This window comes from Streptosporangium heterodermiicola, assembly GCF_051390675.1.
Lineage (GTDB): Bacteria > Actinomycetota > Actinomycetes > Streptosporangiales > Streptosporangiaceae > Streptosporangium.
Genome location: NZ_JBPJSR010000007.1, coordinates 178723 through 203420, shown reverse-complemented (window position 1 = coordinate 203420; position 24698 = coordinate 178723). Strand labels below are relative to the sequence as shown.

25 protein-coding genes and 1 riboswitch are annotated in these 24698 nt (G+C 71.8%); of the genes, 21 read left to right on the top strand and 4 right to left on the bottom strand.

The genetic code is table 11. The features are described from left to right. Positions 1-155 precede the first annotated feature (155 nt). From ACSC1Q_RS17610 to ACSC1Q_RS17575, 8 genes are all read left to right on the top strand, one after another. Entirely contained in the window at positions 156-1313 is a 1158-nt protein-coding gene (locus tag ACSC1Q_RS17610) for an acyltransferase family protein (RefSeq protein WP_436759784.1), read from the top strand. Positions 1314-1400: 87 nt separating this feature from the next. Further along, positions 1401-2918 carry a depupylase/deamidase Dop gene (gene dop, locus ACSC1Q_RS17605; RefSeq protein WP_436759783.1) on the top strand — a complete coding sequence of 506 codons (1518 nt, stop codon included), beginning with the start codon at positions 1401-1403 and terminating at the stop codon, positions 2916-2918. 154 nt (positions 2919-3072) lie between these two features. Beyond that, a riboswitch (adenosylcobalamin (AdoCbl) riboswitch) is annotated at positions 3073-3206 on the top strand. A gap of 17 nt (positions 3207-3223) precedes the next feature. Continuing rightward, the gene (locus tag ACSC1Q_RS17600; RefSeq protein WP_350967788.1) at positions 3224-3418 is read left to right on the top strand and encodes a CbtB domain-containing protein; all 195 of its coding nucleotides are present in this window, start codon (positions 3224-3226) and stop codon (positions 3416-3418) included. Between the two features lie 7 nt (positions 3419-3425). Beyond that, the gene (locus ACSC1Q_RS17595) at positions 3426-4169 is read left to right on the top strand and encodes a CbtA family protein (RefSeq protein WP_436759782.1); all 744 of its coding nucleotides are present in this window, start codon (positions 3426-3428) and stop codon (positions 4167-4169) included. Then, entirely contained in the window at positions 4166-4726 is a 561-nt protein-coding gene (locus ACSC1Q_RS17590) for a histidine phosphatase family protein (RefSeq protein ID WP_436759781.1), read from the top strand. Before ACSC1Q_RS17595 ends, ACSC1Q_RS17590 begins: the two co-directional genes overlap by 4 nt. A gap of 59 nt (positions 4727-4785) precedes the next feature. Further along, complete coding sequence (locus tag ACSC1Q_RS17585) at positions 4786-7065, top strand: VWA domain-containing protein (RefSeq protein ID WP_436759780.1); 2280 nt, start codon at positions 4786-4788, stop codon at positions 7063-7065. 162 nt (positions 7066-7227) lie between these two features. Continuing rightward, positions 7228-7830, top strand: a complete 603-nt coding sequence (gene cobO / locus ACSC1Q_RS17580; protein WP_329079316.1) for a cob(I)yrinic acid a,c-diamide adenosyltransferase — start codon at positions 7228-7230, stop codon at positions 7828-7830. Next, positions 7824-9146, top strand: coding sequence for a cobyrinic acid a,c-diamide synthase CobB (locus ACSC1Q_RS17575; RefSeq protein WP_436759779.1), 1323 nt, complete (start codon positions 7824-7826; stop codon positions 9144-9146). Before cobO ends, ACSC1Q_RS17575 begins: the two co-directional genes overlap by 7 nt. Before the next feature lie 256 nt (positions 9147-9402). On the opposite strand, the gene ACSC1Q_RS17570 is transcribed toward ACSC1Q_RS17575, so the two are convergent. The 3 genes from ACSC1Q_RS17570 to ACSC1Q_RS17560 all read right to left on the bottom strand — a co-directional run bounded on the left by ACSC1Q_RS17570 (position 9403) and on the right by ACSC1Q_RS17560 (position 12020). Then, a complete protein-coding gene (locus tag ACSC1Q_RS17570) occupies positions 9403-10239 on the bottom strand; it encodes a serine/threonine-protein kinase (RefSeq protein ID WP_436759778.1) in 837 nt (278 codons plus the stop codon). Positions 10240-10652: 413 nt separating this feature from the next. Further along, complete coding sequence (locus ACSC1Q_RS17565) at positions 10653-11447, bottom strand: serine/threonine-protein kinase (RefSeq protein ID WP_436759777.1); 795 nt, start codon at positions 11445-11447, stop codon at positions 10653-10655. A gap of 168 nt (positions 11448-11615) precedes the next feature. Beyond that, positions 11616-12020, bottom strand: coding sequence for a hypothetical protein (locus ACSC1Q_RS17560; protein WP_436759776.1), 405 nt, complete (start codon positions 12018-12020; stop codon positions 11616-11618). A gap of 229 nt (positions 12021-12249) precedes the next feature. Between ACSC1Q_RS17560 and ACSC1Q_RS17555 the strand changes: the two genes are divergently transcribed. From ACSC1Q_RS17555 to ACSC1Q_RS17520, 8 genes are all read left to right on the top strand, one after another. After that, positions 12250-12459 carry a ubiquitin-like protein Pup gene (locus ACSC1Q_RS17555; RefSeq protein ID WP_329079325.1) on the top strand — a complete coding sequence of 70 codons (210 nt, stop codon included), beginning with the start codon at positions 12250-12252 and terminating at the stop codon, positions 12457-12459. A 1024-nt stretch (positions 12460-13483) separates the two neighbouring features. After that, a complete protein-coding gene (gene prcB / locus ACSC1Q_RS17550) occupies positions 13484-14302 on the top strand; it encodes a proteasome subunit beta (protein ID WP_436759942.1) in 819 nt (272 codons plus the stop codon). A 25-nt stretch (positions 14303-14327) separates the two neighbouring features. After that, complete coding sequence (gene prcA, locus ACSC1Q_RS17545; RefSeq protein ID WP_436759775.1) at positions 14328-15131, top strand: proteasome subunit alpha; 804 nt, start codon at positions 14328-14330, stop codon at positions 15129-15131. Between the two features lie 115 nt (positions 15132-15246). Further along, complete coding sequence (locus ACSC1Q_RS17540) at positions 15247-16053, top strand: hypothetical protein (RefSeq protein WP_436759774.1); 807 nt, start codon at positions 15247-15249, stop codon at positions 16051-16053. A 172-nt stretch (positions 16054-16225) separates the two neighbouring features. Next, a complete protein-coding gene (gene pafA, locus ACSC1Q_RS17535) occupies positions 16226-17584 on the top strand; it encodes a Pup--protein ligase (RefSeq protein ID WP_030904553.1) in 1359 nt (452 codons plus the stop codon). A gap of 95 nt (positions 17585-17679) precedes the next feature. Beyond that, positions 17680-18636 (top strand): FKBP-type peptidyl-prolyl cis-trans isomerase, encoded by a 957-nt coding sequence (locus ACSC1Q_RS17530; RefSeq protein ID WP_436759773.1) that lies wholly within the window; start codon positions 17680-17682, stop codon positions 18634-18636. A gap of 230 nt (positions 18637-18866) precedes the next feature. Next, positions 18867-19508: a helix-turn-helix transcriptional regulator gene (locus tag ACSC1Q_RS17525; RefSeq protein WP_436759772.1), complete on the top strand. Its 642-nt coding sequence runs from the start codon at positions 18867-18869 to the stop codon at positions 19506-19508. A 32-nt stretch (positions 19509-19540) separates the two neighbouring features. Then, a complete protein-coding gene (locus ACSC1Q_RS17520) occupies positions 19541-20044 on the top strand; it encodes a DUF3291 domain-containing protein (RefSeq protein WP_436759771.1) in 504 nt (167 codons plus the stop codon). On the opposite strand, the gene ACSC1Q_RS17515 is transcribed toward ACSC1Q_RS17520, so the two are convergent. Continuing rightward, positions 19990-21126: a DUF3866 family protein gene (locus ACSC1Q_RS17515; protein ID WP_436759770.1), complete on the bottom strand. Its 1137-nt coding sequence runs from the start codon at positions 21124-21126 to the stop codon at positions 19990-19992. The genes ACSC1Q_RS17520 and ACSC1Q_RS17515 overlap by 55 nt on opposite strands. A gap of 39 nt (positions 21127-21165) precedes the next feature. On the opposite strand from ACSC1Q_RS17515, the gene ACSC1Q_RS17510 reads away from it, so the two are divergent. Genes ACSC1Q_RS17510 through tatC form a run of 5 tightly spaced genes read left to right on the top strand, consistent with a single transcriptional unit; the run spans position 21166 to position 24689 of the window. After that, positions 21166-22122 carry a helix-turn-helix transcriptional regulator gene (locus ACSC1Q_RS17510; RefSeq protein ID WP_436759769.1) on the top strand — a complete coding sequence of 319 codons (957 nt, stop codon included), beginning with the start codon at positions 21166-21168 and terminating at the stop codon, positions 22120-22122. Continuing rightward, positions 22119-23075, top strand: coding sequence for a helix-turn-helix transcriptional regulator (locus ACSC1Q_RS17505; protein ID WP_436759768.1), 957 nt, complete (start codon positions 22119-22121; stop codon positions 23073-23075). Before ACSC1Q_RS17510 ends, ACSC1Q_RS17505 begins: the two co-directional genes overlap by 4 nt. A 24-nt stretch (positions 23076-23099) precedes the next feature. Continuing rightward, the gene (locus ACSC1Q_RS17500; RefSeq protein WP_436759767.1) at positions 23100-23345 is read left to right on the top strand and encodes a hypothetical protein; all 246 of its coding nucleotides are present in this window, start codon (positions 23100-23102) and stop codon (positions 23343-23345) included. Between the two features lie 9 nt (positions 23346-23354). Continuing rightward, entirely contained in the window at positions 23355-23690 is a 336-nt protein-coding gene (gene tatA, locus ACSC1Q_RS17495; protein ID WP_436759766.1) for a Sec-independent protein translocase subunit TatA, read from the top strand. A 57-nt stretch (positions 23691-23747) separates the two neighbouring features. Then, positions 23748-24689, top strand: coding sequence for a twin-arginine translocase subunit TatC (gene tatC / locus ACSC1Q_RS17490; protein WP_436759765.1), 942 nt, complete (start codon positions 23748-23750; stop codon positions 24687-24689). Positions 24690-24698 lie beyond the last annotated feature (9 nt).

The following is a 24698-nucleotide window of genomic DNA, read 5'->3' as shown; positions in this document are numbered from 1 at the left end:
CGCCACCGGCGTTTTTAATCCCTTTGTCGCATAAATCCGTATCTCCTTTCACAGTCGTCCCAGAAGTGGACAGAAATAGACAGCCGTCACGGGGAACCCGAATGATCGAGACGCCGTCCAAGTGGCGTGCGTGAACATTCCGGTCCGGCCGCCCGGTGAACGGCACGGGCTCCCGCGAGGCGCTTCGGGGAAGCGGCCGCCTCGCCGAGCTCGACCTCCTGCGCTTCCTCGCCGCCATCGCGGTGCTCGCCTTCCACTACTTCATCGCCTTCGCCTCGGTGTGGGGCGACCGCCCGGCCGAGCTGTTCCCGGCGATCTCCACCGTCTCCGGGCTCGGCATCCTCGGCGTCGAGCTGTTCTTCATGATCAGCGGCTTCGTGATCCTGATGAGCATCTGGGGGCGAGGCCTGGGGGCGTTCGCCCTCTCCCGGCTGGTGCGGCTCTTTCCCGCCTACTGGGTCAGCGTGGCCGTCACCGCCGCCGTCTACGGGCTCACCGCCGCCACGGCCCTGGACCCCAAGCTCAGCCTCGGCGAGTACGGGGTCAACCTCACGATGCTCCAGCGGGCCTTCGGCGTCTACGACGCCAACGGCGTCTACTGGTCGCTCTGGGTGGAGCTCCGCTTCTACGTGCTGATCTCGATCCTGGTGATCGTGGGGGTGACGCTCAACCGCTGCCTCGCCTTCATGGGCGTCTGGCTGCTGGCGGCCGGGTTCTTCGCCGGGAGCGAGGAGGCCTGGGTGGACCTGGTGGTCATGCCCAAGTACGCCGCGTACTTCGTCGGCGGCATGGCGTTCTTCCTGATGACCAGGTTCGGCCCCAGGCTCGTCCTGTGGTGTCTCGCCGGGATCAGCGGCGGCCTCGCCGTCAACGCGGCGATGGACCGGGTGGCCGGGCGGATCGAGAACGTCGGCTACGCCGCGATGCCCGTGCCCCCGTGGGCCGTGGCCGCCACCGTGATCGGCTTCTACGTGCTCATGGCGATGGTGGCGCTCGGCTGGCTGGGGTGGCTGCGCTGGCGCGGCCTGGTCGTCCTGGGCGCGCTCACGTACCCGCTCTACCTGTTCCACACCCCGGCCGCGGTCCTGATCGTCCCCGCCCTGCGGGACACCCTGCCGCCCCCGCTGACCGCGCTGGTCACCGTGCTGGCCGCGATGGCCTTCTCGTACGTGGTGTACCGGGTGGCCGAGCGCCCGCTTCAGGAGTTCGTCAAGTCCAGGAGGCGGAGAAGGGCCGCATCCCCGTCCCCGTCACACCTCCCCGCGCTCTCCTCGATCCCCCTCGCAACGGGCGAAAAGGCTTCGGTGCCATAACTGTCCGACCACCGGGCATAGTGAAGGGTCTAGGGTCGAGAATAGATACCACGGAGAGAATCAGTCCCTGACGAACAGAGGGTGCGCATGACGGTACGGCGGGTGATGGGCATCGAGACCGAATACGGCATCTCCGTGCCCGGACAGCCGGGGGCCAACGCGATGGTGACCTCCTCTCAGGTCGTGAACGCCTATCTGGCGGCCTCGGCCGCCAGGGCACGGCGCGCGCGATGGGACTTCGAGGAGGAGAACCCGCTGCGGGACGCACGGGGGTTCGACCTCGCGCGGGAGGTGGCCGACCAGAGCCAGCTGACCGACGAGGACCTCGGCCTGGCGAACGTGATCCTCACCAACGGGGCCCGGCTGTACGTCGACCACGCCCACCCCGAATACTCCACGCCCGAGTGCACCAACCCCCGGGCGGCGGTGATCTGGGACAAGGCGGGCGAGCGGGTGATGCACGACGCGGCGGTCCGCGCCTCGGCGATGCCGGCCAACGCCCCGATCCAGCTCTACAAGAACAACACCGACAACAAGGGCGCCTCCTACGGCTGTCATGAGAACTACCTCATGCGCCGGGCCACCTCGTTCGCCGACATCGTCAGGCACCTGACGCCGTTCTTCGTCTCCCGGCAGGTCGTCACCGGCGCGGGCAAGGTCGGCATCGGCCAGGACTCCCGGGGCGAGGGCTTCCAGATCAGCCAGCGGGCCGACTTCTTCGAGGTCGAGGTGGGCCTGGAGACGACGCTCAAGCGGCCGATCATCAACACCCGGGACGAGCCCCACGCCGACCCGGAGAAGTACCGCCGCCTGCACGTCATCATCGGCGACGCCAACATGTCGGAGATCTCGACCTACCTGAAGCTGGGATCGACCGCGCTCGTCCTGGCCATGATCGAGGACAACTACTTCACCCGCGACCTCGCCGTGGACAACCCCGTCCAGGCTCTGCGCGCGGTCTCGCACGACCCCACGCTCAAGTACGAGATCTCCATGCGCGACGGCCGCAAGCTGACGGCGGTGCAGTTGCAGATGGAGTATCTGGAGCTCGCCCGCAAGTACGCCGAGGAGCGCAGCGCCAACGGCCTGGACGAGCCCACCAAGGACATCCTGGAGCGCTGGGAGTCGGTCCTCACCCGCCTGGCGGAGGACCCGATGCAGCTGTCCAGGGAGCTCGACTGGGTGGCCAAGCTGGAGCTCCTGGAGGGCTACCGGACCCGTGACGGCCTGCCCTGGTCGCACCCGCGCCTGCAGCTCGTCGACCTCCAGTACTCCGACATCCGCCCCGACCGGGGGCTCTACAACCGGCTCGTCGCCCGGGGCCGCATGCAGCGCCTGGTGACCGAGGAAGAGGTCCAGCGGGCCATCGAGGTGCCGCCCAACGACACCCGGGCCTACTTCCGGGGCCGCTGCCTGAGCCAGTACAGCGAGTCGGTGGCCGCGGCCTCCTGGGACTCGGTCATCTTCGACATCCCCGGCCGCGAGTCGCTGCAGCGCGTCCCCACCCTTGAGCCGCTGCGCGGCACCAAGGCCCACGTGGGCGAGCTGTTCGACCGCTGCCGTACCGCCGCGGAGCTGGTGACGGCGCTGACCGGCGAGCAGTGACCTGCTGAGAGGTCCCAAGAGGTCCTGAGGGGCCTGAGAGGGGGAGGCGGTCCGGCCCCGGACCGCCTCCCCCTCGGCGTGCCCGGACCCCGTGACGACCGGATCCCGGCAAACCGGACACCCGGATTGACGGGGGACGGAGAACCGGGATACGTTCCGGGTGTTTTGTGGCGGTGCGAGGGAAATCCGGTGAGATTCCGGTGCGGTCGCGCCACTGTAACCGGCTCCCCGGAGCCGGAAGTCAGGTCACACTCGGCCGCCACCGACCTACGAAAAGGGACGCGTAAATCCCGGAGGAGGTGGCCGTGAGCCAGATCTCGGCACCGCACGTTCAGCCCATCCCATGGCCCTCGCTCACCCGCTGGCTGCTCGCCGTACCGGTGCTGCTGCTCCTCGCCTACCTGGTCACCTTCGACCAGGGAGCGATCTCCCAGGCGGGAAACTACCTGCACGAACTCATGCACGACGGGCGTCACCTGCTCGGCGTTCCGTGCCACTGAGCCACAGGTGATCACCAAACTCATCGTCCGGGGCCTCGTCGCCGGACTGCTCGCAGGGCTGCTCGCGGCCGTCTTCGCCTACACCGTCGGCGAACCGCGCATCGACCAGGCCATCGCGCTGGAGGAGGCGGCCGCCGCGGCCGCCGCCCCGGCCGGGACACACGACGACACCGGGACCGCCGCCCACTCCCACGACGAGGAGGAGGCGCTGGTCAGCAGGGACGGGCAGCGCGCCGGGCTCTTCCTCGCCCTCGGCCTGTACGGCCTGGCGATCGGAGGCCTGTTCTCCCTCGTCTACGCGGCCGTACGCGGCCGTGCGGGACCCCGCTCGGAACCGGTGCTCGCCGTCACCCTCGCCGCCGCCGCGTTCACCTCCGTCGTCCTCATCCCCTTCGTGAAGTATCCCGCCAACCCTCCGGCCGTCGGCGATCCGGAGACCATCAACCAGCGCACCGTGCTCTATCTGGTCGCGGTGGTCATCGGGATCCTCGCCGTCGCCGCGGCCGTCGCCGCCTACCGCTACGCCTCGCGGAGCGAACCGTGGGTGCGCTGGCTGTCGGCGGGCGCCACCTTCCTGGTCCCCGTCGTCGCGGCCTGGATCCTCCTGCCGGAGATCTCGGAGGTGCCCCGGGGCTTCCCCGCCGACCTCCTGTGGGACTTCAGGGTCGCCTCCATAGGGACCCAGGTGGTCTTCTGGGCCGGTGTCGGCGCGCTGTTCGCCTTCGCCGCCCGCAGGCGCGGCCCGGTGTGACGACCCCCTCGGGGGTCACCCGCCTGCTCCTGGTCTGCCACGCCTCCACCTCGGCGACGGTACGGGCCGCGTTCCCGGGTGACGAACCACTCGACGAACGCGGCCTGCGCCGGGCCGAGGGGATGGCGCGGGACCTCGGCCCGGGGCCCGCGGCCTGCCCACCGGAGCTGCGCTGCGTCCAGACGGCGGCGGCGCTCGGCCTGCGGGCCGAGCACGACCCGCTGCTGGCCGACTGCGACTACGGCCGCTGGAGCGGGATGACGCTCGGCGAGGTCGAGGCCGCCGAACCCGAGGCGCTCGCCTCCTGGCTCGGCGACCCCGGCGCGGCGCCGCACGGCGGGGAGCCGGTCACCGCGCTCCTCGACCGGGTGTCCGGCTGGCTCGCCGTCCGCACCCCCGGCAGGGCCGTCGCGGTCACCCACCCGGCGGTCGTCCGCGCCGCGGTCGTCCACGCCCTCGGCGCCCCCGCCCAGGCCTTCTGGCGCGTCGACGTCGCGCCGCTGGCCCGCGTGACGCTCACAGGGCGCGGCGGGCGCTGGCGGCTCAGCTACTCCTGATGGCGGCCCGAGCGCCCGGCGCCCTTTGATTTCGACGAGACGGACAGGAGATCCCGAAGGTGCCTGACTCCCGCTATCCCTTCACCGCGATCGTGGGGCTGGAGGACCTGAAACTTGCGCTGATCCTCAACGCGGTCTCCCCCCGCGTCGGGGGAGTGCTGGTCAGGGGGGAGAAGGGCACCGCCAAGTCCACGATCGTGCGGGCGCTGGCCGCGCTCCTGCCGCCCGTCGAGGTGGTGACCGGCTGCCGCTTCTCCTGCGACCCCGCCGCCCCCGACCCCGGCTGCCCGGACGGCCCGCACGAGGGTCGTACACCCCCGGCGCCCCTGCCCGCCCCACCCGCCACCGTGCGGCCCGACGAAGCTCAGCCAGATGGAGCTCGGCCCGATGGGGTTCAGCCCGGTGGAGCCCGGTCCGCCACCGTGCCGCGGCCCGACGAAACTCAGCCAGGCGTGGCTCGGCCCGACACCGCGCGGGACGGCGCCGCGCGGCCCGCCCGCCTGGTCGAGCTGCCCGTCGGCGCCTCCGAGGACCGCCTCGTCGGGTCCCTCGACATCGAGCGGGCCCTCACCGAGGGCGTGAAGTCCTTCGAACCCGGCCTCCTGGCGAGCGCCCACCGGGGCGTCCTGTACGTGGACGAGGTCAACCTCCTCCACGACCACCTGGTGGACCTGCTGCTCGACGCCGCCGCCCTCGGCACCTGCTACGTCGAGCGCGAGGGGGTGTCGGTACGGCACGCCGCCCGGTTCCTGCTGGTCGGGACGATGAACCCCGAGGAGGGGGAGCTGCGCCCGCAGCTGCTCGACCGCTTCGGGCTGACCGTGGAGGTCCGGGCCTCGCGGGAACCGTCCCAGCGGGTGGACGTGGTGCGGCGCCGCCTGGACTTCGAGGCCGACCCCGACGCCTTCGCCGCCGCCTGGTCGGACGAGGAGCGGGCGCTGGCCGCGCGCATCGCCGAGGCGCGCGCCCGGGTTCCCCGGGTCGTCCTGCCGGACGCGGCACTGCTCAGGATCGCCACCGTCTGCGCGGGGTTCGAGGTGGACGGGCTCCGGGCCGACCTGGTCACCGCCGGCGCGGCGATCGCGCACGCCGCCTGGCAGGGCCGCACCACCGTCACCGCCGACGACGTACGGGAGGCCGCCAGGCTCGCGCTCCCGCACCGCCGCCGCCGCGACCCCTTCGACGCGCCGGGCCTGGACGAGTCCAAGCTCCAGGACCTCCTGGACCGGATCCCCGACGACCCCGACGGCCCTGAGGACCCGGAGGGCCCGGACGACTCCGGCGGCCCGGGGGGCACCGATCCCGACGGCGGCCCGGACGGACCGGCGCCCGGCGGCGGTACCGAGGCCGGGGACGCCACCTCCGAGGACCCGGGCGACCCGGGAGACACGGGCGCTCCCGGTGACGGGGACACCTCCCGGCCCGCGGCCCCGGACGTCCCCGGCGGTCCCGGCCCCGGGACGCGGGGGCCCGCCGCCTCCACCGCGGATCCCGGCGAACCGGCGGGGACGACCGGGGGAGCACCGGCCCGCGAGCGGACCTTCGACGCCGAGCCCGGAGGCAGGACCAGGCTGTTCACCGTCCCAGGCGTCGGCGGGGGAGCCCCGGGGCGCCGGTCGCGTGCCAGGACGCCCCTGGGCCGTACCACGGGGGCCCGGGTCCCCGAGGGCCACACCGGCTCCCTCCACCTGCGGGCCACCGTCGGCGCCGCCGCCCCGTACCAGGTCGCGCGGGGCAGGAGCGGGCCGGGACTGCTGCTGCGGCGCGGCGACCTCAGGGAGGCGGTCCGCGAGGGCCGCGAGGGCAACCTGGTGCTGTTCGTGGTGGACGCCAGCGGTTCCATGGCCGCCAGGCAGCGCATGCGGGCGGTCAAGAGCGCGGTGCTCGGCCTGCTCCTCGACGCCTACCAGCGCCGCGACAAGGTGGGGCTCGTCACCTTCCGGGGCGCCCGCGCCGACCTGGTCCTGCCGCCGACCTCCTCCGTCGAGGCCGGCGCGGCCCGGCTGCGCGAGCTCCCCACCGGGGGGCGTACCCCGCTGGCCGCGGGTCTGCTGCGGGCCGCCGAGGTGCTGCGGGTCGAGCGCCTGCGCGACCCGTCCAGGCGCCCGCTGGTGGTCCTGGTCACCGACGGGCGGGCCACCTCGGGCACCGTCGAGGAGTCCCACCGCGCGGCGGGACTGCTGGCCGGGGTGGCTGGGGTGGTGGTCGACTGCGAGGGCGGCCACGTGCGCCTCGGCCTCGCCGCCTCTCTGGCGGCGCGGATGGGCGCGGAGACCGTACGCCTCGACGATCTCACCGACCTGGCCGGGATGGTCCGCGAGCGGCGCGGCGCCGCGTGACCGCGACGGACCGGCGAGGACGGGGCGCTCCGCGTGACCACGAACGGCCGGCGAGGACGGCGAAACAGCGAGGACGGCGGGACGGTGGGGACAGTCAGGACACCGCGCCGCACGACATGAGCCGTACGACAGTAGCCGCACGACAGTGAAGGGAGGGCGACGATGCCGCAGGGCAAACCCGTCAGCGTGCCCGAGGACGGCCTGACCACCAGGCAGCGCCGCACCCGGCCGCTGCTGATCGTCCACACGGGACCGGGCAAGGGCAAGTCCACCGCGGCCTTCGGCCTGGCCCTGCGCGCCTGGAACCAGGGCTGGCCGATCGGGGTCTTCCAGTTCGTGAAGTCCGCCAAGTGGCGCATCGGCGAGGAGCGGGCGCTGCGGGTGCTCGGCGACTCCGGCGAGGGCGGGCCGGTCTCCTGGCACAAGATGGGCGAGGGCTGGTCCTGGATCCAGCGCCCCGGCAGCGAGGAGGACCACGCCGCCGACGCCCGCGAGGGCTGGGAGCAGATCAAGCGCGACCTCGCCGCCGAGACGTTCCGCCTGTACGTGCTCGACGAGTTCACGTACCCGATGAAGTGGGGCTGGATCGACGTCGACGAGGTGGTCGAGACCCTGCGCGGGCGTCCCGGCGGCCAGCACGTCGTCGTCACCGGCCGTGACGCCGACCCCCGGCTGCTCGACGCCGCCGACCTCGTCACGGAGATGGGCAAGATCAAGCACCCGATGGACGCCGGGCAGAAGGGCCAGAAGGGCATCGAATGGTAGCCCGGCTGGTCATCGCGGCCCCCGCCTCCGGAGCGGGCAAGACGACCGTGGCGACCGGTCTGATGGCCGCCCTCGCCCGCCGGGGCTTGGCGGTCTCCCCGCACAAGGTGGGGCCCGACTACATCGATCCCAGCTACCACGCGATGGCCACCGGCCGGCCGGGACGCAACCTCGACCCCTGGCTGGTGGGGGAGGAGCTCGTCGCCCCGCTGTTCCTGCACGGCGCGGCCGGGGCGGACGTCGCGGTCGTGGAGGGCGTGATGGGCCTGTACGACGGCGCGGGCTCCACCGAGTTCGCCTCCACCGCGCACGTCGCCAGGCTGCTCGGCGCCCCGGTGGTCCTGGTCGTGGACGCGGCCAAGCAGAGCCGTTCCGTGGCGGCGCTGGTGCACGGGTTCGCCTCCTACGACACCCGGATCAGGCTCGGCGGGGTGATCCTCAACCGGATCGGCTCCGAGCGGCACGAGGCCATCTGCCGCGAGGCGCTCGCCGGGAGCGGTGTCCCGGTGCTCGGCGCGATCCGCCGCAGCGACGCCGTCGCCACCCCCTCCAGGCACCTGGGCCTGGTCCCCGCCGCCGAGCGCCGCACCCAGGCCGTGCGGGCCATGGACGCCGTCGCGGACCTGGTCGCCGCCTCCTGCGACCTGGAGGAGATCCTGCGCCTGGCCCGTACCGCGCCGCCGCCGGCGGCCGTCCCGTGGAGCCCCGGGCCGCCCGCCGCCCCCGTCACGAGGATCGCGGTCGCCGGAGGGCAGGCCTTCACCTTCGGCTACACCGAGCAGGCCGAGTTGCTGGCGGCGGCGGGCGCCGAGGTGGTCCCCTTCGATCCGCTCGTCGACGAGACCCTCCCCGAGGGGGCTCGCGGGATCGTCATCGGGGGCGGCTTCCCCGAGGTCTACGCGGCCGAGCTGTCGGCCAACGAGCCGCTGCGCGAGCGGGTCGCCGCGTTCGACGGGCCGATCTCGGCCGAGTGCGCGGGCCTGCTGTACCTCGCCAGGAGGCTGGACGGCATGCCGATGTGCGGGGTCCTCGACGTCGAGGCCAGGATGACCGGCACCCTCACCCTCGGCTACCGGGACGCGGTGGCCGTCCGCGACTCACCGCTCACCAGGGACGGGGAGCGCTACCGGGGCCACGAGTTCCACCGCACCGCGGTCGAGCCCGCCCCCGACCGGCCGCTGTTCCGCTGGCGTGGCGGCGCCGACGGATTCGCCGACGGCCGGGTCACCGCCTCCTACCTGCATCTGCACTGGGCCGGCAGCCCCCGGCTGGCCTCCAGGTTCGTCGAGGCCTGCCGCCGGGTCCCTGTCGTCTGACTTCTTTCGATGCCTATTCGTGATCGTCAGAGACCGTCAAAGAGGTTTGAAGATCGAGAATGCCGATATTCGATCTTTAGTGGTTTTTCGAGTTCCATCCGTTCCGGTCAATCCCGTCCGTTCGGGAAACGCGTCCGGCCTGGCCGGGCAACCTCGGCCTCACCCGGGTGGCGGGAAAAAGCGAATCCCATCCTGAATGCCCGTCCAAAGGCCGCGCGAGGTCCCGTTGGGTGCCGGGCGAAGGCCCCGTGAGCTTTCAGGTTAAGGTGTCCGGCGGCAGCCGGGCGGCGGGCAGCCGTGGCGGGGCGAGGGCCACCCCCTCCGTGTGGAGGAGCGCCGACAGCATGCGGCCCGCCTGCCCCATGCTGATCCGGGAGGCCGGGTCGCGCCGGAGCAGGCCCTCCAGGACGGGCCACAACACCCCCGCCCGCGCCACCTGCTCCTGGTGCCCGCCCGCCGGATCACGCGGCGCCGGCGTACGGGAGAGGGGGCGCGGCGGCCGGCCCTCCACCGCGAAGTACAGGCTCGCCCCGAACGACCACAGGTCGCCCGCGGGGGTCGGCGGCCCGCCCCGCAGCCGCTCCGGCGCGACGAAGGTGGGAACGGGGACGGTCGGCAGGGTCGCGGAGGTGTCCGGGTCGCCGTGCAGTGCCGCGATGCCGAAGTCGGCCAGTACCACCCGGTCGCCGGTGAGCAGGATGTTGCGCGGGTTGATGTCCCGGTGCAGGACGCCCGCCCCGTGCGCGTGACGCAGCCCGCTCAGCAGCTGGAAGCCGATCCACGCCGCCCAGTGGATCGGCAGGCGGCCCAGGTGCCGTACGGTCTCCTTGAGCGTGAGGGCCTCCAGGAGCTCCATGACGATCCAGAGCCGCCCGTCCTCCTCCAGGAGGTCGTGCACGGAGATCACGGCCGGGTGGTTCAGTCTCCCGGCCGAGCGCGCCTCGCGCAGCGCCCGTCGTCGCGCGTCGTGCATGTCCGCCCCGTCCTCGCCGAACCGGGGCTGGATCTCCTTGATCGCCACATTCCGCCTGAGCAGGGAATCGTGGGCTCGCCACACCCTTCCCATGCCGTCCCGCCCGATCGGCGAGGCCAAGTGATAACGATCACCTAGTAAACGTGCCTTTCCGGCATCTGTTCCCATGAATCACCTGCTGCACGATAGAAGCCGGGCCCCTCAGCTGATTCATATTTTCACCTGGAACAGCGCACTATGTGATTACCTACGGTGATTCTCTGTAACGATTCAGACGCATAGGCGTAGTGGAATGTTGTTCCATGTCCGTAAAGCCTGATTGTGTAATCAGGAAAATGGCCCGGGGCCGGTGAAAGCGTTTCGGAAACGCCCGCGAACGGTCCCCGGCCGCGCCGACGCGGCGCGCGTCCGCGAAGGGTCTCGGGCGGCGCCGAGGCGGCTTACGCCCGCGAACGGTCTCCGGCCGCGGAAGCGGCGCGCGTCCGTGAAAGGGTCTCAGGTGGCGCAGAAGTGGCGCGCGCCCGCGAACGGTCTCAGGCCGCGCTGAAACAGCGCACGTCGTCCAGCATCTTCGAGGTCCGCTCGGCGCTCAGCCGCGCCCGCGGATCCTTGCGCAGCAACCCCCGCAGCACCGGCTCCAGGGCACCCGCCCGCTTCGGCGCGCGCGGCGGCTCGCGCAGCGCCGCCACCAGCGCCGCCATCGAGTTCACCGTACGGAACGGGGTCCGGCCCTCCACCGCCATGTACAGCGTCGCGCCGAACGACCACATGTCCGCCTCGCGGGTGCCGCCCCTGCCCTGCAGCGCCTCCGGCGCGATGAACGCCGGGGTGCCCCGCGTCGAGGTCGTCGCCGCGCCCTCCGGCGCCGCGAAGCCGAAGTCGGCCAGCACCACCCGGTCGCCGGTCAGCATGATGTTGGCGGGCTTGATGTCGCGGTGGATCACCCCGCCGTCGTGCGCGTGCCGCAACGCCTCCAGCAGGCGGCACCCCATCGCCGCCACCAGGTCCACCGGGAGCGGGCCCGCCTGCACGAGCGTGTCGTGCAGCGTCAGCGCCTCCAGGAACTCCATGACGATCCAGAGGCGCTCGGCCTCCTCGGTGAGGTTGTGCACCGTCACGATGCCCCGGTGGCTCAGCCGCGCCGCCATGCGGGCCTCTCTCACCACCCGCCGCCGCTGCTCGGCCGCGGCGGCTCCCGGTGGCAGGAGTATCTCCTTGAGGGCCACCTCTCGCTCCAGAAGCAGGTCATATGCGCGCCAGACGACGCCGGTCGCCCCCTGGCCGACGCGTGAGACGAGCTTGTATCTGCGCGCGATGATGGTGCTCACCCCCCAATGATCGCAGTTTCCAGCCCCGAAGGCCTACCTGGAACGTTCCTTATCTCTCCAGGAGTGTCGGATCTGCCCGGATTCCGCGAGTGACGATGCTCACACGGGGGGCGTACGGGCCCCCGGGGCTCGTGTGAGCCCCGGGGGAGGTCTCGCGGGCACGCGGGCTCACACGAGACCGACGCCGAGCAGCAGCGTGCCCGCGCCCAGTGACACCCCGCCCGCCGGGACCAGCCAGATCAGCTTGTTCGGCTTCGTGTCGGAGGGGCGTACCACGGACAGGAAGAAACCCAGCGGCATCAGGATGGGCGCCGCCACGATCAGGATCCGGGACAGGTCCTTCAGGCCGCCGGACAGGTCCGCCTGGTCGATGTAGAGCAGCGCGACGAGCGCGAAGAGCACCAGGACGCCCGCGTGCGCGTGCCCGGCCCGCCACAGGCCGCGCCGCACCGGATTGTCCATGTAGCCGGGGACGCCGCGCATGATGTGCCCGAGCAGGGAGACCCCGCCGAAGGCCGCGGCGGGCACGGTGATGAGGAGTATTCCCGCTGTGTTCAAGGACGACGGTGACATGGGGGCGCCTCTCATTGGATAGTGGAGCTAGCCAATTATTGGATAGGAGTGCTATCCAGTCAAGCGGGGACGGATTTGCCTTGGGGCCCCGGGGAGGGTTCCCTGGCGGGCAGGACCTCGGCACGGCCCGTACGGGCTCCCGTAAAGATCGCGGGACGATCCGCGCACAATGTCGCCCGGTTCGGGGAAGATATGAATCAGATCCGTCCCCCAGGTGGAGGTGCCACACATGGCAAGCAAGGACACCGGCGGCCAGAAGCAGACCGGCCGTACCGACAAGGAGGTCGAGGAGACCGCCCCGGCGGAAACCTCCGACGTCCAGGAACGTCACGAGAAGCTCTCCGATGACGTCGACGCGATCCTCGACGAGATCGACGAGGTCCTTGAGGAGAACGCCGAGGAGTTCGTGAGGAGTTACGTGCAGAAGGGCGGGCAGTAAGCCCGCCCGGTGGAATCCAGGGCCAGGGGTGAGGGCGGATCCGGCGAGCGGCCGGAAGATCCGTCCTGACCACGGCCCGGCCCGGCACCCGCCGGGCCCGGCGGGTGGGTGACGTACGGCCGTCCCCGCCGGGGGCGTCCTTCCGGTCGTTCCGCCGCCGAGCGCCGTGAGCACGTCGAGCCGATCAGGGGAGGCCCCTCCGGGAATGGTTCCCGGAGGGAATGAGAACCGTCCGGAGTGTTTGGCGGGAAGGCGCGGGCCGGGTCGCCCGCGGCCGTCCCCGATCCGGCGGGCCGGCCGTTTCCCGCCGGCTCCGCCACCTCCGTCCCCTCTTTCACCTCGGTCACCTCGGTCCCTTCAGTCGCCTTGGTCGCCTCCGTCGCCTCCGTCGTCTGGGTGACGAGGCCCGGCGCGGTGGAGAGGCCGCCCGGCGGTCGCCCGCGATCACCGCGCCGCCAGCGCCATCGCCGCCACGATCACCACGCCATCGGCACACATCGCCGTCACGATCACCGCGAGCACCGGCCCCCCGCGACGCCCTTCCGGGGGCTCTGTCTTCGTGTCCCTGCGTGAGCTCCGCCCTCGTCTCCTTCGCGGGCACCGTCCCCGCATTCAGCGCCGGCTCCGCCTTCCCCGCGGGCACCCTCTTCGCGTCCCCTCGTGAGCGCCGTCCCCGTCTTCTTCGCGGGTACCTGTCTCCGCGCCCTTCGTGGGTTCCGCCCTCGCGTCCTCCGTGAGACCCCGGCCCCGTCCCAGCTGGCGCGTGATCGGGATCGGTGCCGCCTTCGTGGCCTTCGCGGGATCCATCGTATTCGTCGCATTTGTCGCGTTCGAGGGAGATCCGCGACGGATCGGGCGACCGGTGCCGATCACCCGCAAAGATTCAAAAGCCCCGCGCGGAGGGTTCGCGCTGAGCTGATCCAGGGAAGTGCAAGCAGCACGGCAAGATGAGTAAGGTCGGGCCTTAAAGGACTGCACCTTTGGAGGGAGTCGCGTGGGATCTCATAGGGACCTGCCCGCCGGCATGGTGAATCACATCTTTACCGACACCGGGAGCTCCTCGTTCACCGAGTTCGTCAGGTCCCATTCGCCGGACTTGCTGCCTGGCCGTAACGAGGCCCTGGCGACTCCGGTGGGCGACCAGATCCCGCACGCCACCACGATCGTGGCGGCGATGTGCGCCGGTGGCGTGGTGATCGCGGGAGACCGCCGGGCCACCTCCGGCAACATCATCTCCCAGCGTGACATGGAGAAGGTGTTCCGCACCGACGACCACTCCGGCATGGGCATCGCCGGGGCGGCGAGCACCGGCATCGAGATGGCCCGCCTCTACCGGGTGGAGCTCGAACACTACGAGAAGCGCGAGGGCCGCACGCTCTCGGTGGCGGGCAAGGCCAACCGGCTCGCCACGATGATCCGCGGCAACCTGCCGATGGCGATGCAGGGGCTCGTGGTCGTCCCGCTCTTCGCCGCCTACGACCCCGACGTCGACGGCGGGCGCATCTTCAGCTACGACGTGGGCGGCGGCCCCTACGAGCAGCGCCAGCACCACGCCATCGGGTCCGGCTCGATCTTCGCGCGGGGCGCCCTGAAGAAGCTCTACCGCGAGGGCGCCTCACCCGAGGACACGGTGCTGACGCTGATCCAGGCCCTCTACGACGCGGCCGACGACGACTCGGCGACCGGTGGCCCGGACGTGATCCGCAAGATCTGGCCCGTCGTCGCGGTGATCACCGCCGACGGATACCACCGCCTCCCCGACGAGGAGGTCGGAGAGCTCGTCCGGGTCGTGGTCGAGTCCCGGGCGGACCGCCCCGACGGCCCCGTCGCCCCGCTGCGCTAACACGAGAGGATCACCCCAGGTGTCCATGCCTTTTGGATATGTCTCGCCCGAGCAGCAGATGCGGGACAAGGCGGACTACGCGCGCAAGGGGATCGCGCGGGGCCGTAGTGTCGTCGTCCTGCAGTACGCCGACGGCATCCTGTTCGTCGCGCCCAACCCGTCCCGGGCGCTGCACAAGATCAGCGAGATCTACGACAAGATCGGTTTCGCCGCGGTCGGCCGCTACAACGAGTTCGAGGCCCTGCGCCTCGGCGGCATCCGATACGCCGACATCAACGGCTACACCTACGCCCGCGACGACGTTACCGCCCGTGGCCTGGCCAACCTCTACGCGCAGAACCTCGGCCAGATCTTCACCGAGTCGCTGAAGCCGTTCGAGGTGGAGATCGTGGTCGCCGAGGTCGGCGACTCCTCCGACGAGGACCACATCTACCGGCTGACCTTCGACGGCTCGGTCTTCGACGAGGCGGGCCTGGTGGCGATGGGCGGCCAGGCCGAGGCGGTGGCGGGCCGTCTCAAGGAGCGCTACCACGACGGCCTGTCGCTGGCCGAGGCGCTGGAGGCGGCGCTGTTCGCGCTGACCGAGCCGGGTGGCGAGCGCTTCCCGGCGAACCAGCTGGAGGTGGCGGTGCTCGACCGCAACCGGCCGCACCGCAAGTTCCTGCGGCTCAACGGCCCCAGGCTGGAGCGGCTGCTGGCCGACGGCGCCCCCGCGGCCGAGTCGGCCGCCCAGGCGGCCAAGAACGAGAACCCCCTTTCCGCGCCCGAGACGCCCGGCGCCCCGCCGACCGCGCCCGACGGCGACATCGACACCGGATCCAGCGGCTGACCGCATCCGCCGACGACACGGAGCGCCGCCCCCGCCCGGGGGCCGGCGCTCCGCTGTGTCCTGGATCACACCCTCCCCGGACAACCGATGCCGTCCACCGGCGGTCACAGCCTGTGTGAAGAACGCCATCCCGCACGCCTGGACCAGGCTCGTTCCCCCTTTGACCGCTCCCGCCGCCCCGCGAAGGGCCCTGGCCGCTCCCGTCGCCCCGCGAAGGGCCCTGATCGCTCCCGTCGCCTCGCGAAGGACCGCTCCGCGAAGGACGACCACCCCGCGATGGACCGGCCCCCGTGAGGCGGGCCCCGCGCTCGCCCTGCTCGCGGCCGTGGCACTGGTGTCCGGCTGCGCCGCGGAGACCACCCCGGCCACTTCGGCCACCCCGGCCGCCCCGCCCCCCTCCGCGTCCGCCCCCTCGACGGGCACGCCGGACGCCGCCGCGGAGACCACCCCGGCCGCCGCGCCCGCCGCCACCCCCGAGCTCTTCGGTACCGAGTTCCAGGCCGCCCCCGAGCACGACTGGAGCAAGGGACGGCCGCCGCCCTTCGAGGGCGTCCTGCGCGGCTGGCTCACCGACGTGGACGACGACGGGGTGGCCGAGTACCGGCCGATCCGCTTCGTCCAGAACGGCGGCGAGGACGGCCACTTCGACGGTCCCGAGGAAGGCGACGTGGTCCGCTACCTGGCGCCCATCGCCGAGGACGTGCGCTTCCTCGCCGACAGCGGCTGCGACGGCACGACGCAGACCTACGACAGGGCCACCAACCTCGGCACCGAGAGCTGCACCCGCCAGACGCTGATCGACAACGTCAGGGAGGCGGCCTCCCTGACCGGCGTGGAAGGCCTCCACAGGCCGGCCCTGATCACCACCGAGAACGGCAGGATCACCAAGGTTGTCGAGATCTTCTGGCAGGGCGGGGGCTGACCGGGACCGCCGATCCGGCGCCTCCGTCCCGCCCGCGCCCGGCGGCGGACCGGGCGCGGGCCGCGTCCGCGCCCGGTCCGCGCTTAGCCGCTCACAGGCCGGGGCATAAGCCGTACGACCGAAAACCCCATGATCCCTCCCGCGAGAGGGGTTCGGCGAATAGTGTGAGGCAATGGATCGTCGCATCTTCGGGCTTGAGAACGAGTACGGCGTCACCTGCACGTTCAGGGGGCAGCGGCGGCTGTCGCCCGACGAGGTAGCGCGTTATCTATTCCGCCGTGTCGTCTCCTGGGGCCGATCGAGCAACGTCTTCCTCCGCAACGGGGCGCGCCTGTATCTCGACGTGGGCAGCCACCCCGAGTACGCCACCCCCGAGTGTGACAACGTCGTGGAGCTCGTCACCCACGACAAGGCGGGCGAGCGCATCCTGGAGGGCCTCCTCGTCGACGCCGAGAAGCGTCTCCGCGAGGAGGGCATCGCCGGGGACATCTACCTGTTCAAGAACAACACCGACTCCGCGGGCAACTCCTACGGCTGCCACGAGAACTACCTGGTCGGCCGGCACGGCGAGTTCGGCCGCCTGGCCGACGTGCTGATCCCGTTCCTGGTCACCCGGCAGATCATCTGCGGGGCGGGCAAGGTGCTGCAGACCCCGCGTGGAGCGGTCTACTGCGTCTCCCAGCGGGCCGAGCACATCTGGGAGGGCGTCTCCAGCGCCACCACCCGGTCGCGCCCGATCATCAACACCCGTGACGAGCCGCACGCCGACGCCGAGCGGTTCCGCCGCCTGCACGTCATCGTCGGCGACTCCAACATGAGCGAGACGACCATGCTGCTCAAGGTCGGCGCGACCGACCTGGTGCTCCGCATGATCGAGGCCGGCACCGTGATGCGCGACCTGTCCCTGGAGAACCCGATCCGGGCCATCCGCGAGGTCTCCCACGACATGACCGGGCGGCGGCGGGTCCGGCTGGCCAACGGCCGCGAGGCGTCCTCGCTGGAGATCCAGGAGGAATACCTCTCCAAGGCCCGCGACTTCGTCGACCGCCGTGGCGGCGACGAGATCAGCCACCGGGTGCTGGAGCTGTGGGAGCGCACCCTCAACGCGGTCGAGACGGGCAATCTCGACAAGGTCGCCCGCGAGATCGACTGGGTGACCAAATACCAGCTGATCGAGCGCTACCGCAAGAAGTACGACCTGCCGCTGTCGAGCCCCAGGGTCGCCCAGCTCGACCTCGCCTACCACGACGTGCACCGCCGCCGTGGCCTGTTCTACCTGCTGCAGAAGCGCGGCGCGGTGGAGCGGGTGGCCTCCGATCTGAAGATCTTCGAGGCCAAGTCGGTGCCGCCGCAGACCACCCGGGCCCGGCTGCGCGGTGAGTTCATCCGCAAGGCGCAGGAGAAGCGCCGCGACTTCACCGTCGACTGGGTGCACCTGAAGCTCAACGACCAGGCGCAGCGCACCGTGCTGTGCAAGGACCCCTTCCGCAGCGTCGACGAGAGGGTGGACAAGCTCATCGCCGGAATGTGACGGTCATACTTCGGCAAGCTCGTCCCGGCCTTACCTCCTCCGTACGCCGGGACGGGTAGTGTGGCGCGAACCTGACGTCTGCTTGAGGGATACCTATGCGCCGCCGCAGCATGGCCGTACTGGCCGCAGTGCCTCTGATGTTCGCCGCAGCATGTGGCTCCGGTGGAGGCGTGGCCACCGGCGCCTCCAGCCCCGCGAGCAGCAGCGGCGGGGTCGCCGAGCTGCAGGTGACCGGGCAGGCCGGTGCCAAGCCGACCGTCGCCTTCCCGTCCAAGGTCGTCGAGACCTCCTCCTACAAGGTGCTCACCCCCGGCACCACCGGCGAGGCCGCCAAGCTCGGCACCAGCGTGATCGCCAACTTCACCGTCTTCACCTGGGACGGCAAGGAGAACAAGATCGCCGGTTCGACCTACGACGAGGGCGGGCCGCAGGTCATCACGCTCAACGAGCAGGTCCCGGAGATCCTCCGCAAGGGCTTCGCCGAGACCAAGGGCGGTGGCCGGTTCATGTCGGTCGTCGCCAAGGACGCGCTCCCCGCCGAGCAGCAGGCGCAGGCCCCTCCCGGCCAGTCGCAGGTCTTCGTGGTCGACGTGGTGGGCGTCCCGCAGGCGAAGGCCGCCCAGGGCACCGCGACCGACCCCGGTGTCGAGGGGATCAAGGTGGAGAGCCCGGGTGGCGACGCCGCGCCGAAGCTCACCACCAAGACCAAGAAGAAGGCTCCCAAGGAGCTCGTCACCAAGACCGTGATCAAGGGCACCGGCCCCGAGGTCAAGACCGGCCAGTCGATCCTGGTGCAGTACGCCGGGAAGATCTGGGGCTCTGACGTCGAGTTCGACAGCAGCTGGTCCCGTGGCGGTCAGCCGATCATGTTCCCGATCGGCGCCGGCAAGGTCATCAAGGGCTGGGACCAGGGTCTGGTCGGCGTCCCGGTCGGCAGCCGGGTGCTGCTGAGCATCCCGCCGGACCTCGGTTACGGCAAGGCGGGCAGCGGCGACAAGATCAAGGGAACCGACACCCTCGTCTTCCTGGTCGACGTGCTGGGCGCCTACTGAGCCCGCTTGAGCCACCGGTGAGTCACTGACCCGCCGATCCGGCGTTCCACCCCCGGCGAGGCCCACCGGGCCGCCGCCGGGGCATCCCGCCCCACCTCGCCTCATCCCGGAGCCCGGCCGTGCGCGCACGGCCGGGCTCCGTGCTTTCCCGGCCCAGAACCCGGGTTCGGGACTCAGGCCCCCGCGGGCGAGGGCGTGGCCTCCCGGGGCCGCGGCCTAGAATCCGGGCTGTGAGCGGCGACGATCTCGACACGGTGGCGGTACTCCACGACCCGGTGCGCCGGGCCGTCTACGACTACGTGGCCTCCCGGGGCCAGGACGTGGGGCGCAACGAGGCGGCCGAGGCGGTGGGGGTGCAGCGGACCCTGGCCGCCTTCCACCTCGACCGGCTCGTGGAGGCGGGCCTGCTCGAAGCGGGGTTCCGGCGGCTGACGGAGCGGACGGGGCCGGGCAGCGGCAGGCCGGCGAAGGTCTACCGCAGGGCGCCGGGGGAGTGGCAGGTCAGCGTGCCCGCCAGGGACTACCGCACCCTCGCCCTGGTGCTGGCCGAGGCCGTCGAGCTGCTCGGCGGGGACGAGCGGGCCGAGCAGGCCGCCCGGCGCGCGGGGGCCGGGCTCGCGCAGGAGGGCGAGGATCTCGCCGGGGTGCTGCGGCGGCGCGGGTACGAGCCGTACGAGGAGGACGGCCGGGTGCGGCTGCGCAACTGCCCGTTCCACGTGCCGGCCGAGGAGCATCCGCTGCTGGTCTGCTCGGTGAACCTGGAGCTGTGCCGCGGGCTGCTCGACGCGCTCGGGCGGGACCCCTCGGCGGCCGGCCTGGACCCGCGCCCCGGGGAGTGCTGCGTCGCCTTTTCTAAAAACAATGAAGATTGACATAGAAGGATCGGGGATGATCTGCTGTGTCCATGCATCTGGCTCAGCTGAACGTCGCCCACGCGCGCGCGCCCAAGGACTCGCCGGAACTGGCCTCCTTCGTGGCGGGCCTCGACCCCATGAACCGGCTGGCCGAGACCGACCCCGGTTTCGTGTGGCGGCTCAAGGGGGGTGAAGGGCCCGAGGACTTGATCGAGCACGGGTACGGCGACCACCTGCTGATCACCTTCTCCGTGTGGAGGTCGCGCGACGCGCTGTGGGACTACGTCTACCGCAGCGGCCACCTGGCGTTCCTGCAGCGGCGCAGGGAGTGGTTCCTGCGCGTCGCGGAGCCGTACCTGGTGATGTGGTGGATCCCCGAGGGGTACGAGCCGACGCTCGCCGAGGGGATGGAGCGCCTGGAGCGGCTGAGGGCCGGAGGCCCCACGCCGGAGGCCTTCACCTTCAAGGACTTCTACGAGAGCGACTCCCGCGAGAGCGGCTACGGAAGCAGCGAGGCCGCGTGGCGCCCGGCGGCGGCGGAGGCCAGGAAGTAGGCCAGGTCCTCGTCCAGGCCCCGGCCCATCGTCGACAGGCGCACCGGAGACCCCCGCAGCGCCTCGTACAGCCCGTCCACCGGCACCTCGACCAGCTCGTGCCGCGCGGCGAGCGGGCGCGACTGCTCGGCCACCCGCCTGCCGAAGTCGCCGGGCAGCACGGGTACGGCGACCTGGGCCGGGGCGAGCGCCACCCGGCCGTAGGCGGTCAGCGAGTGGTGGGAGACCCCGATGTGGCGCTCGCGCAGGTCGCCCTCGCTGACCCGCAGCGCCGCGACCGGGCGGCCCCCCAGGACGGCGGCGGCGTTGACCGCCTCGCCTGCCGAGACGCCGGAGAAGCCCCAGCGGGTGCCGCTGCCCAGGTTGCCCGGCCCCTGGGTGACGATCGCGACGTCGGCCCTCAGGACGTGCCTGGCGGCCAGCAGGCCGGTGTGCGGGGTCACCACCTCCACGTCGCCGCCGAAGGCCTGGCCCGCCGTGACGACGCCGCACAGCCAGCCGGTCTCCCGCAGCCGCGCGCACGACATGGAGAACCAGGCGGGCAGCGCGCCCCCGTCGAGCATCACGTAGGCGACCCTGACGGGCCTCCCGCGCCCGCCCGGGGTCTCTCCGCCCTCCGACGGGTGTTCGTCCGCGGATTTCCCGGGCTCGGGCGGGTGCTGGCCGTACAGGCCGCAGAGGATCGCGGGCAGGGCCGAGTGCAGGTCAGCGACGATCACCGGCATGCCGTCCACGGAGTCGGCGTCGCGCAGGACCTCGTGGAACGGCGAATCCTGCTCGTCCGCGCCGAGGACGGTGGCCTGCAACGGGGTGTAGCGTGCCTTCACCAGGTGTCCGGGGCCTTGGGGATCTTGCGGCAAACGGTCGGGAACAGCCACCACCATGGCGTAGCCTCCCGTACCGAGACCCATCGCGAGCGCGGTCGTGTTGAGCAGCACCACGTCACCGGGCTCCGGACGTCCCACCAGGGCCGGGTAGGCGAGCGCGCGAGCCTCACCGTCCTCGGTGGTCACGTCGAGTTCCACCGCCCCCGGCCACTCGCGCCGGACCCGTACGACCTCGCCCCTGCGCCATCTGATCACGGGGGAAGGGTAGCGTCACTCGAACAGGGAGGAGGCCGGATGTCGCGCCGGAAGACCGAGCGGCTGCTCAATCTCGTGATCTGCCTGCTGGCCACGCGGCGGCCGCTGAGCGCCGAGCACATCCGCCAGGCGGTGCCGGGCTACGACGCCGACAACGACGAGGCCTTCCAGCGGATGTTCGAGCGGGACAAGAACGAGCTGCGGGAGATCGGCATCCCGATCGAGGTCCACAAGGACCCGTGGGAGGACGATCCGGGCTACCGGATCGTCCGCTCGGCGTACGAGCTGCCGGAGATCACCCTGGAGCCCGACGAGGCCGCCGTGGTGGGCCTGGCGGCCCAGGTGTGGCAGCGGGCCAGCCTCGCCGAGGCGGCCAGCGGGGCCCTGCTGAAGCTGCGCGCCGGGGGCGTGCAGACCGACGAGGCCCACGGGGTGCTCGGCGGGGCGCTGGAGCTGCGCGTCGACACCCAGGACCCCTCCTTCCCCGCGCTGTGGGAGGCCGTGCGCGACCGGCGCGCGGTCCGCTTCGCCTACCGGGCGGCGGCCAGCCAGAACGTGCTCACCCGCACGGTGGAGCCGTGGGGCGTCGTCAGCCGCCGGGGCCGCTGGTACATGGTCGGCCACGACCGCGACCGGGACGCGCCGAGGGTCTTCCGGCTCAGCCGGATCAGCGGCACGGTCACCACCGTCGGCCGTCCCGGCGCCGTGGTGGTGCCCGACGGCGTCGACATCAAGTCCATGGTCGGCTTCAGCGACGCCGCCGTCCGCGAGCGCACCGCCCTCATCCGGGTCAGGGAGGACACCTGCCAGGGGCTGCGCCAGGTGGCGAAGGCGGTGCGGCCCGCCGGCGACGGCTGGGACGAGCTGGACGTCGACTTCACCGACCCCGGCCGGCTGGCCGGGTGGATCGTGGGCTTCGCCGCGGACGCCGAGGTGGTCGGCCCGCCGGACGCCCGCGAAGCGGTCATCTGCCGCCTGAAGGGAGCACTCGCGTGAGCACGGCCGATCGCCTGCCCAGGCTGCTGGCACTGGTCCCCTACCTGATGTCGCACCCCGGGGCACAGGTGCCCGAGGTCGCGAAGATCTTCGGGCTGAGCGAGAAGCAGCTCATCGACGACCTGCAGCTGGTCTGGATGTGCGGGCTGCCCGGCCACACCCCCGGCGACCTGATCGACGTGTCGTGGGACGGCGGGGAGATCGTCATCGACAACGCCGAGACCATCGCCCGCCCGCTGCGGCTGGGCGTCGACGAGGCGAGCGCCCTGCTGGTCGCGCTGCGCCTGCTCGCCGAGATGCCGGAGTTCGGGGAGCGCGACGCGCTGGCGAGGGTGATCGCCAAGTTCGAGCAGGCCTCGGGCGAGGGCGCGGCGGCGGTCAGCAGCCAGGTCGCGGTGGAGGTCGACGCCGCGCCCGACGCGCTGCCCGTCGTCAACGAGGCGCTGCGGAGCGGCAGGCGGCTGTCGCTGCGCTACTACGTGCCGGGCCGCGACGAGATCACCCCGCGCGAGGTCGACCCGATGCGCCTGGTCGTCGTGGACGGCCGCCCCTACCTGTCGGGCTGGTGCTACCGGGCCGAGGCGGTCCGGCTGTTCCGGCTGGACCGGATGCTCTCCGTCGACGTGCTCGACGTGCCCGCCGACCCGCCCGCGGGCGCCGTGGCCGACGAGGTGACGCCCGGGGTGTTCCGGCCCTCGCCGACCGACGAGCTGGTGGAGCTGGAGCTGACCGCCGCGGGCCGCTGGGTCGCCGAGTACTACCCGTGCGAGCGGGTCGAGGAGCTCGGCGAGGGCCGCGTGCGGGTGGCCCTGCGGGCCAGGGACCAGGGCTGGCTGGTACGCCTGGCGCTGCGCCTCGGCGACACCGGCAGGGTGGTCTCGCCGGCCTCGCTGGACGAGAGCGTCCGGGCCGCGGCCACCGCCGCGCTGAATCGTTACGAGTCGGTTTCCTGACGCACGGAGCTGGAGCCCCCCGCCATGAGCTGGATCATCGCCGCGATCACGCTGACCCTCGCCGGGCTCGTGGTGCTGGCCTTCCTCGCCGTCCGGGTGCTGCGCGCGGCCGCCGAACTGGGCCGTGAGGTCGACCGCACGCAGGGGCGGCTGGAGCCCGTTCGGGTGCTGTTCGGCGAGCGTACGGCGGCCGTACGGGGGCAAAGGGATGAGTCTGTCCCCGGGGGAGCGTACGATCGGGACCAAGAGACTGCACGTCGCCCGGCGTAAGGATGTGTAATGCCCAACCTCGGACCCACTGAGCTGATCATCATCGGCCTGATCCTGGTGCTGCTCTTCGGTGCCAAGAAGCTGCCGGAAGCCGCGCGCGGGCTCGGCCGGTCGCTACGCATCTTCAAGTCGGAGACCGCCAAGCTCCGCGACGAGGACGAGCCGACGACCGCGACCGCCACGGTCGTCCAGGCGCAGCCCCAGCCCGCCGCCCCGGTTCCCGCCCCGATCCCGGCGGCGACCCAGGCCCCGGCCCCCGCGCCGAGCGCGGAGGAGGAGGCCCGCCGCCTTGAGGAGCAGGCCGCCCGGTTGCGCGCCCAGGCCGGAGCGCCCAAGTCGCAGTGATCGGCGGTAGCCTGAAGATCTACCCTGATCACTCGACTCGTCACCCAGGATTCGCGAATGGCGCTGCTGAAGTGGCCCAAATCGGGCCGAAACGGGGCGGCACCCCCGCCCCCCGAGGCGGGCGACGGCCGCATGCCGCTCATGGAGCACCTGCGCGAGCTTCGTAACCGGCTGGTCATCGCCCTGCTCGGCCTGGTCGCCGGCATCATCGTCGGTTTCATCTTCTTCGACCCGATCTGGTCCTTCGTGTCGGCCCCCTACTGCGGGCTTCCCCAGGCGCAGGAGCTGCGGCCGGGGCAGTGCACGATGCTGATCCTCGGCGTCTTCGACTCGTTCTTCGTGAACCTGAAGGTCGCGGCGATGTTCGGCCTGGTGGTCTCCTCGCCGATCTGGCTGTGGCAGATCTGGGGCTTCGTCACCCCGGGCCTGTACCGCAACGAGAAGCGCTACTCGTTCCTGTTCATCCTGCTGGCCGTCCCGCTGTTCCTCGCGGGCGCGGCGCTGGCCTACTTCGTGATGGACACCGGCCTGTCGATCCTGCTGGGCTTCGCCCCTCCGGGGACGCTGACCGGCATCACGATCGACGAGTACCTCGGCTACGCGCTGATCATGCTCATCGTGTTCGGCATCTCCTTCGAGCTGCCGCTGCTCATGGTGTTCCTGAACATCATCGGGGTGCTGCCGCACGCGCTGGTGGCCAAGCACCGCCGCATGGTCATCTTCATCATGTTCGTCTTCGGCGCGGTCGCCACCCCCGGCGGCGACCCGTTCACGATGATCGCGCTCGCCCTGCCGATGGTGGTGCTGTTCGCCTTCGCCGAGGGGTTCATGTATCTGCGGGAGAAGAGGCTGCGCGGTAAGGAAGAGGACTTCTCCCACCTGTCCGACGACGAGGCCTCCTCGCTCGACGACGACGCCTCGCCCCTGGGCGACGTGGTCCCCGTCGGCGACCCGGCTCCTATCGATTCGAGAACGACCGACACCGATCCCAGCAAATAGGGGATAAGT

Excerpts from the sequence above, each read along its gene's own strand:
- dop (WP_436759783.1), top strand. The coding sequence starts at position 1,401 with ATGACGGTACGGCGGGTGATGGGCATCGAGACCGAATACGGCATCTCC.
- cobO (WP_329079316.1), top strand. The coding sequence starts at position 7,228 with ATGCCGCAGGGCAAACCCGTCAGCGTGCCCGAGGACGGCCTGACCACC.
- ACSC1Q_RS17575 (WP_436759779.1), top strand. The coding sequence starts at position 7,824 with ATGGTAGCCCGGCTGGTCATCGCGGCCCCCGCCTCCGGAGCGGGCAAG.
- ACSC1Q_RS17560 (WP_436759776.1), bottom strand. The coding sequence starts at position 12,020 with ATGTCACCGTCGTCCTTGAACACAGCGGGAATACTCCTCATCACCGTG.
- ACSC1Q_RS17555 (WP_329079325.1), top strand. The coding sequence starts at position 12,250 with ATGGCAAGCAAGGACACCGGCGGCCAGAAGCAGACCGGCCGTACCGAC.
- prcB (WP_436759942.1), top strand. The coding sequence starts at position 13,484 with ATGGTGAATCACATCTTTACCGACACCGGGAGCTCCTCGTTCACCGAG.
- prcA (WP_436759775.1), top strand. The coding sequence starts at position 14,328 with ATGCCTTTTGGATATGTCTCGCCCGAGCAGCAGATGCGGGACAAGGCG.
- pafA (WP_030904553.1), top strand. The coding sequence starts at position 16,226 with ATGGATCGTCGCATCTTCGGGCTTGAGAACGAGTACGGCGTCACCTGC.
- ACSC1Q_RS17530 (WP_436759773.1), top strand. The coding sequence starts at position 17,680 with ATGCGCCGCCGCAGCATGGCCGTACTGGCCGCAGTGCCTCTGATGTTC.
- ACSC1Q_RS17520 (WP_436759771.1), top strand. The coding sequence starts at position 19,541 with ATGCATCTGGCTCAGCTGAACGTCGCCCACGCGCGCGCGCCCAAGGAC.
- ACSC1Q_RS17510 (WP_436759769.1), top strand. The coding sequence starts at position 21,166 with ATGTCGCGCCGGAAGACCGAGCGGCTGCTCAATCTCGTGATCTGCCTG.
- ACSC1Q_RS17500 (WP_436759767.1), top strand. The coding sequence starts at position 23,100 with ATGAGCTGGATCATCGCCGCGATCACGCTGACCCTCGCCGGGCTCGTG.
- tatA (WP_436759766.1), top strand. The coding sequence starts at position 23,355 with ATGCCCAACCTCGGACCCACTGAGCTGATCATCATCGGCCTGATCCTG.
- tatC (WP_436759765.1), top strand. The coding sequence starts at position 23,748 with ATGGCGCTGCTGAAGTGGCCCAAATCGGGCCGAAACGGGGCGGCACCC.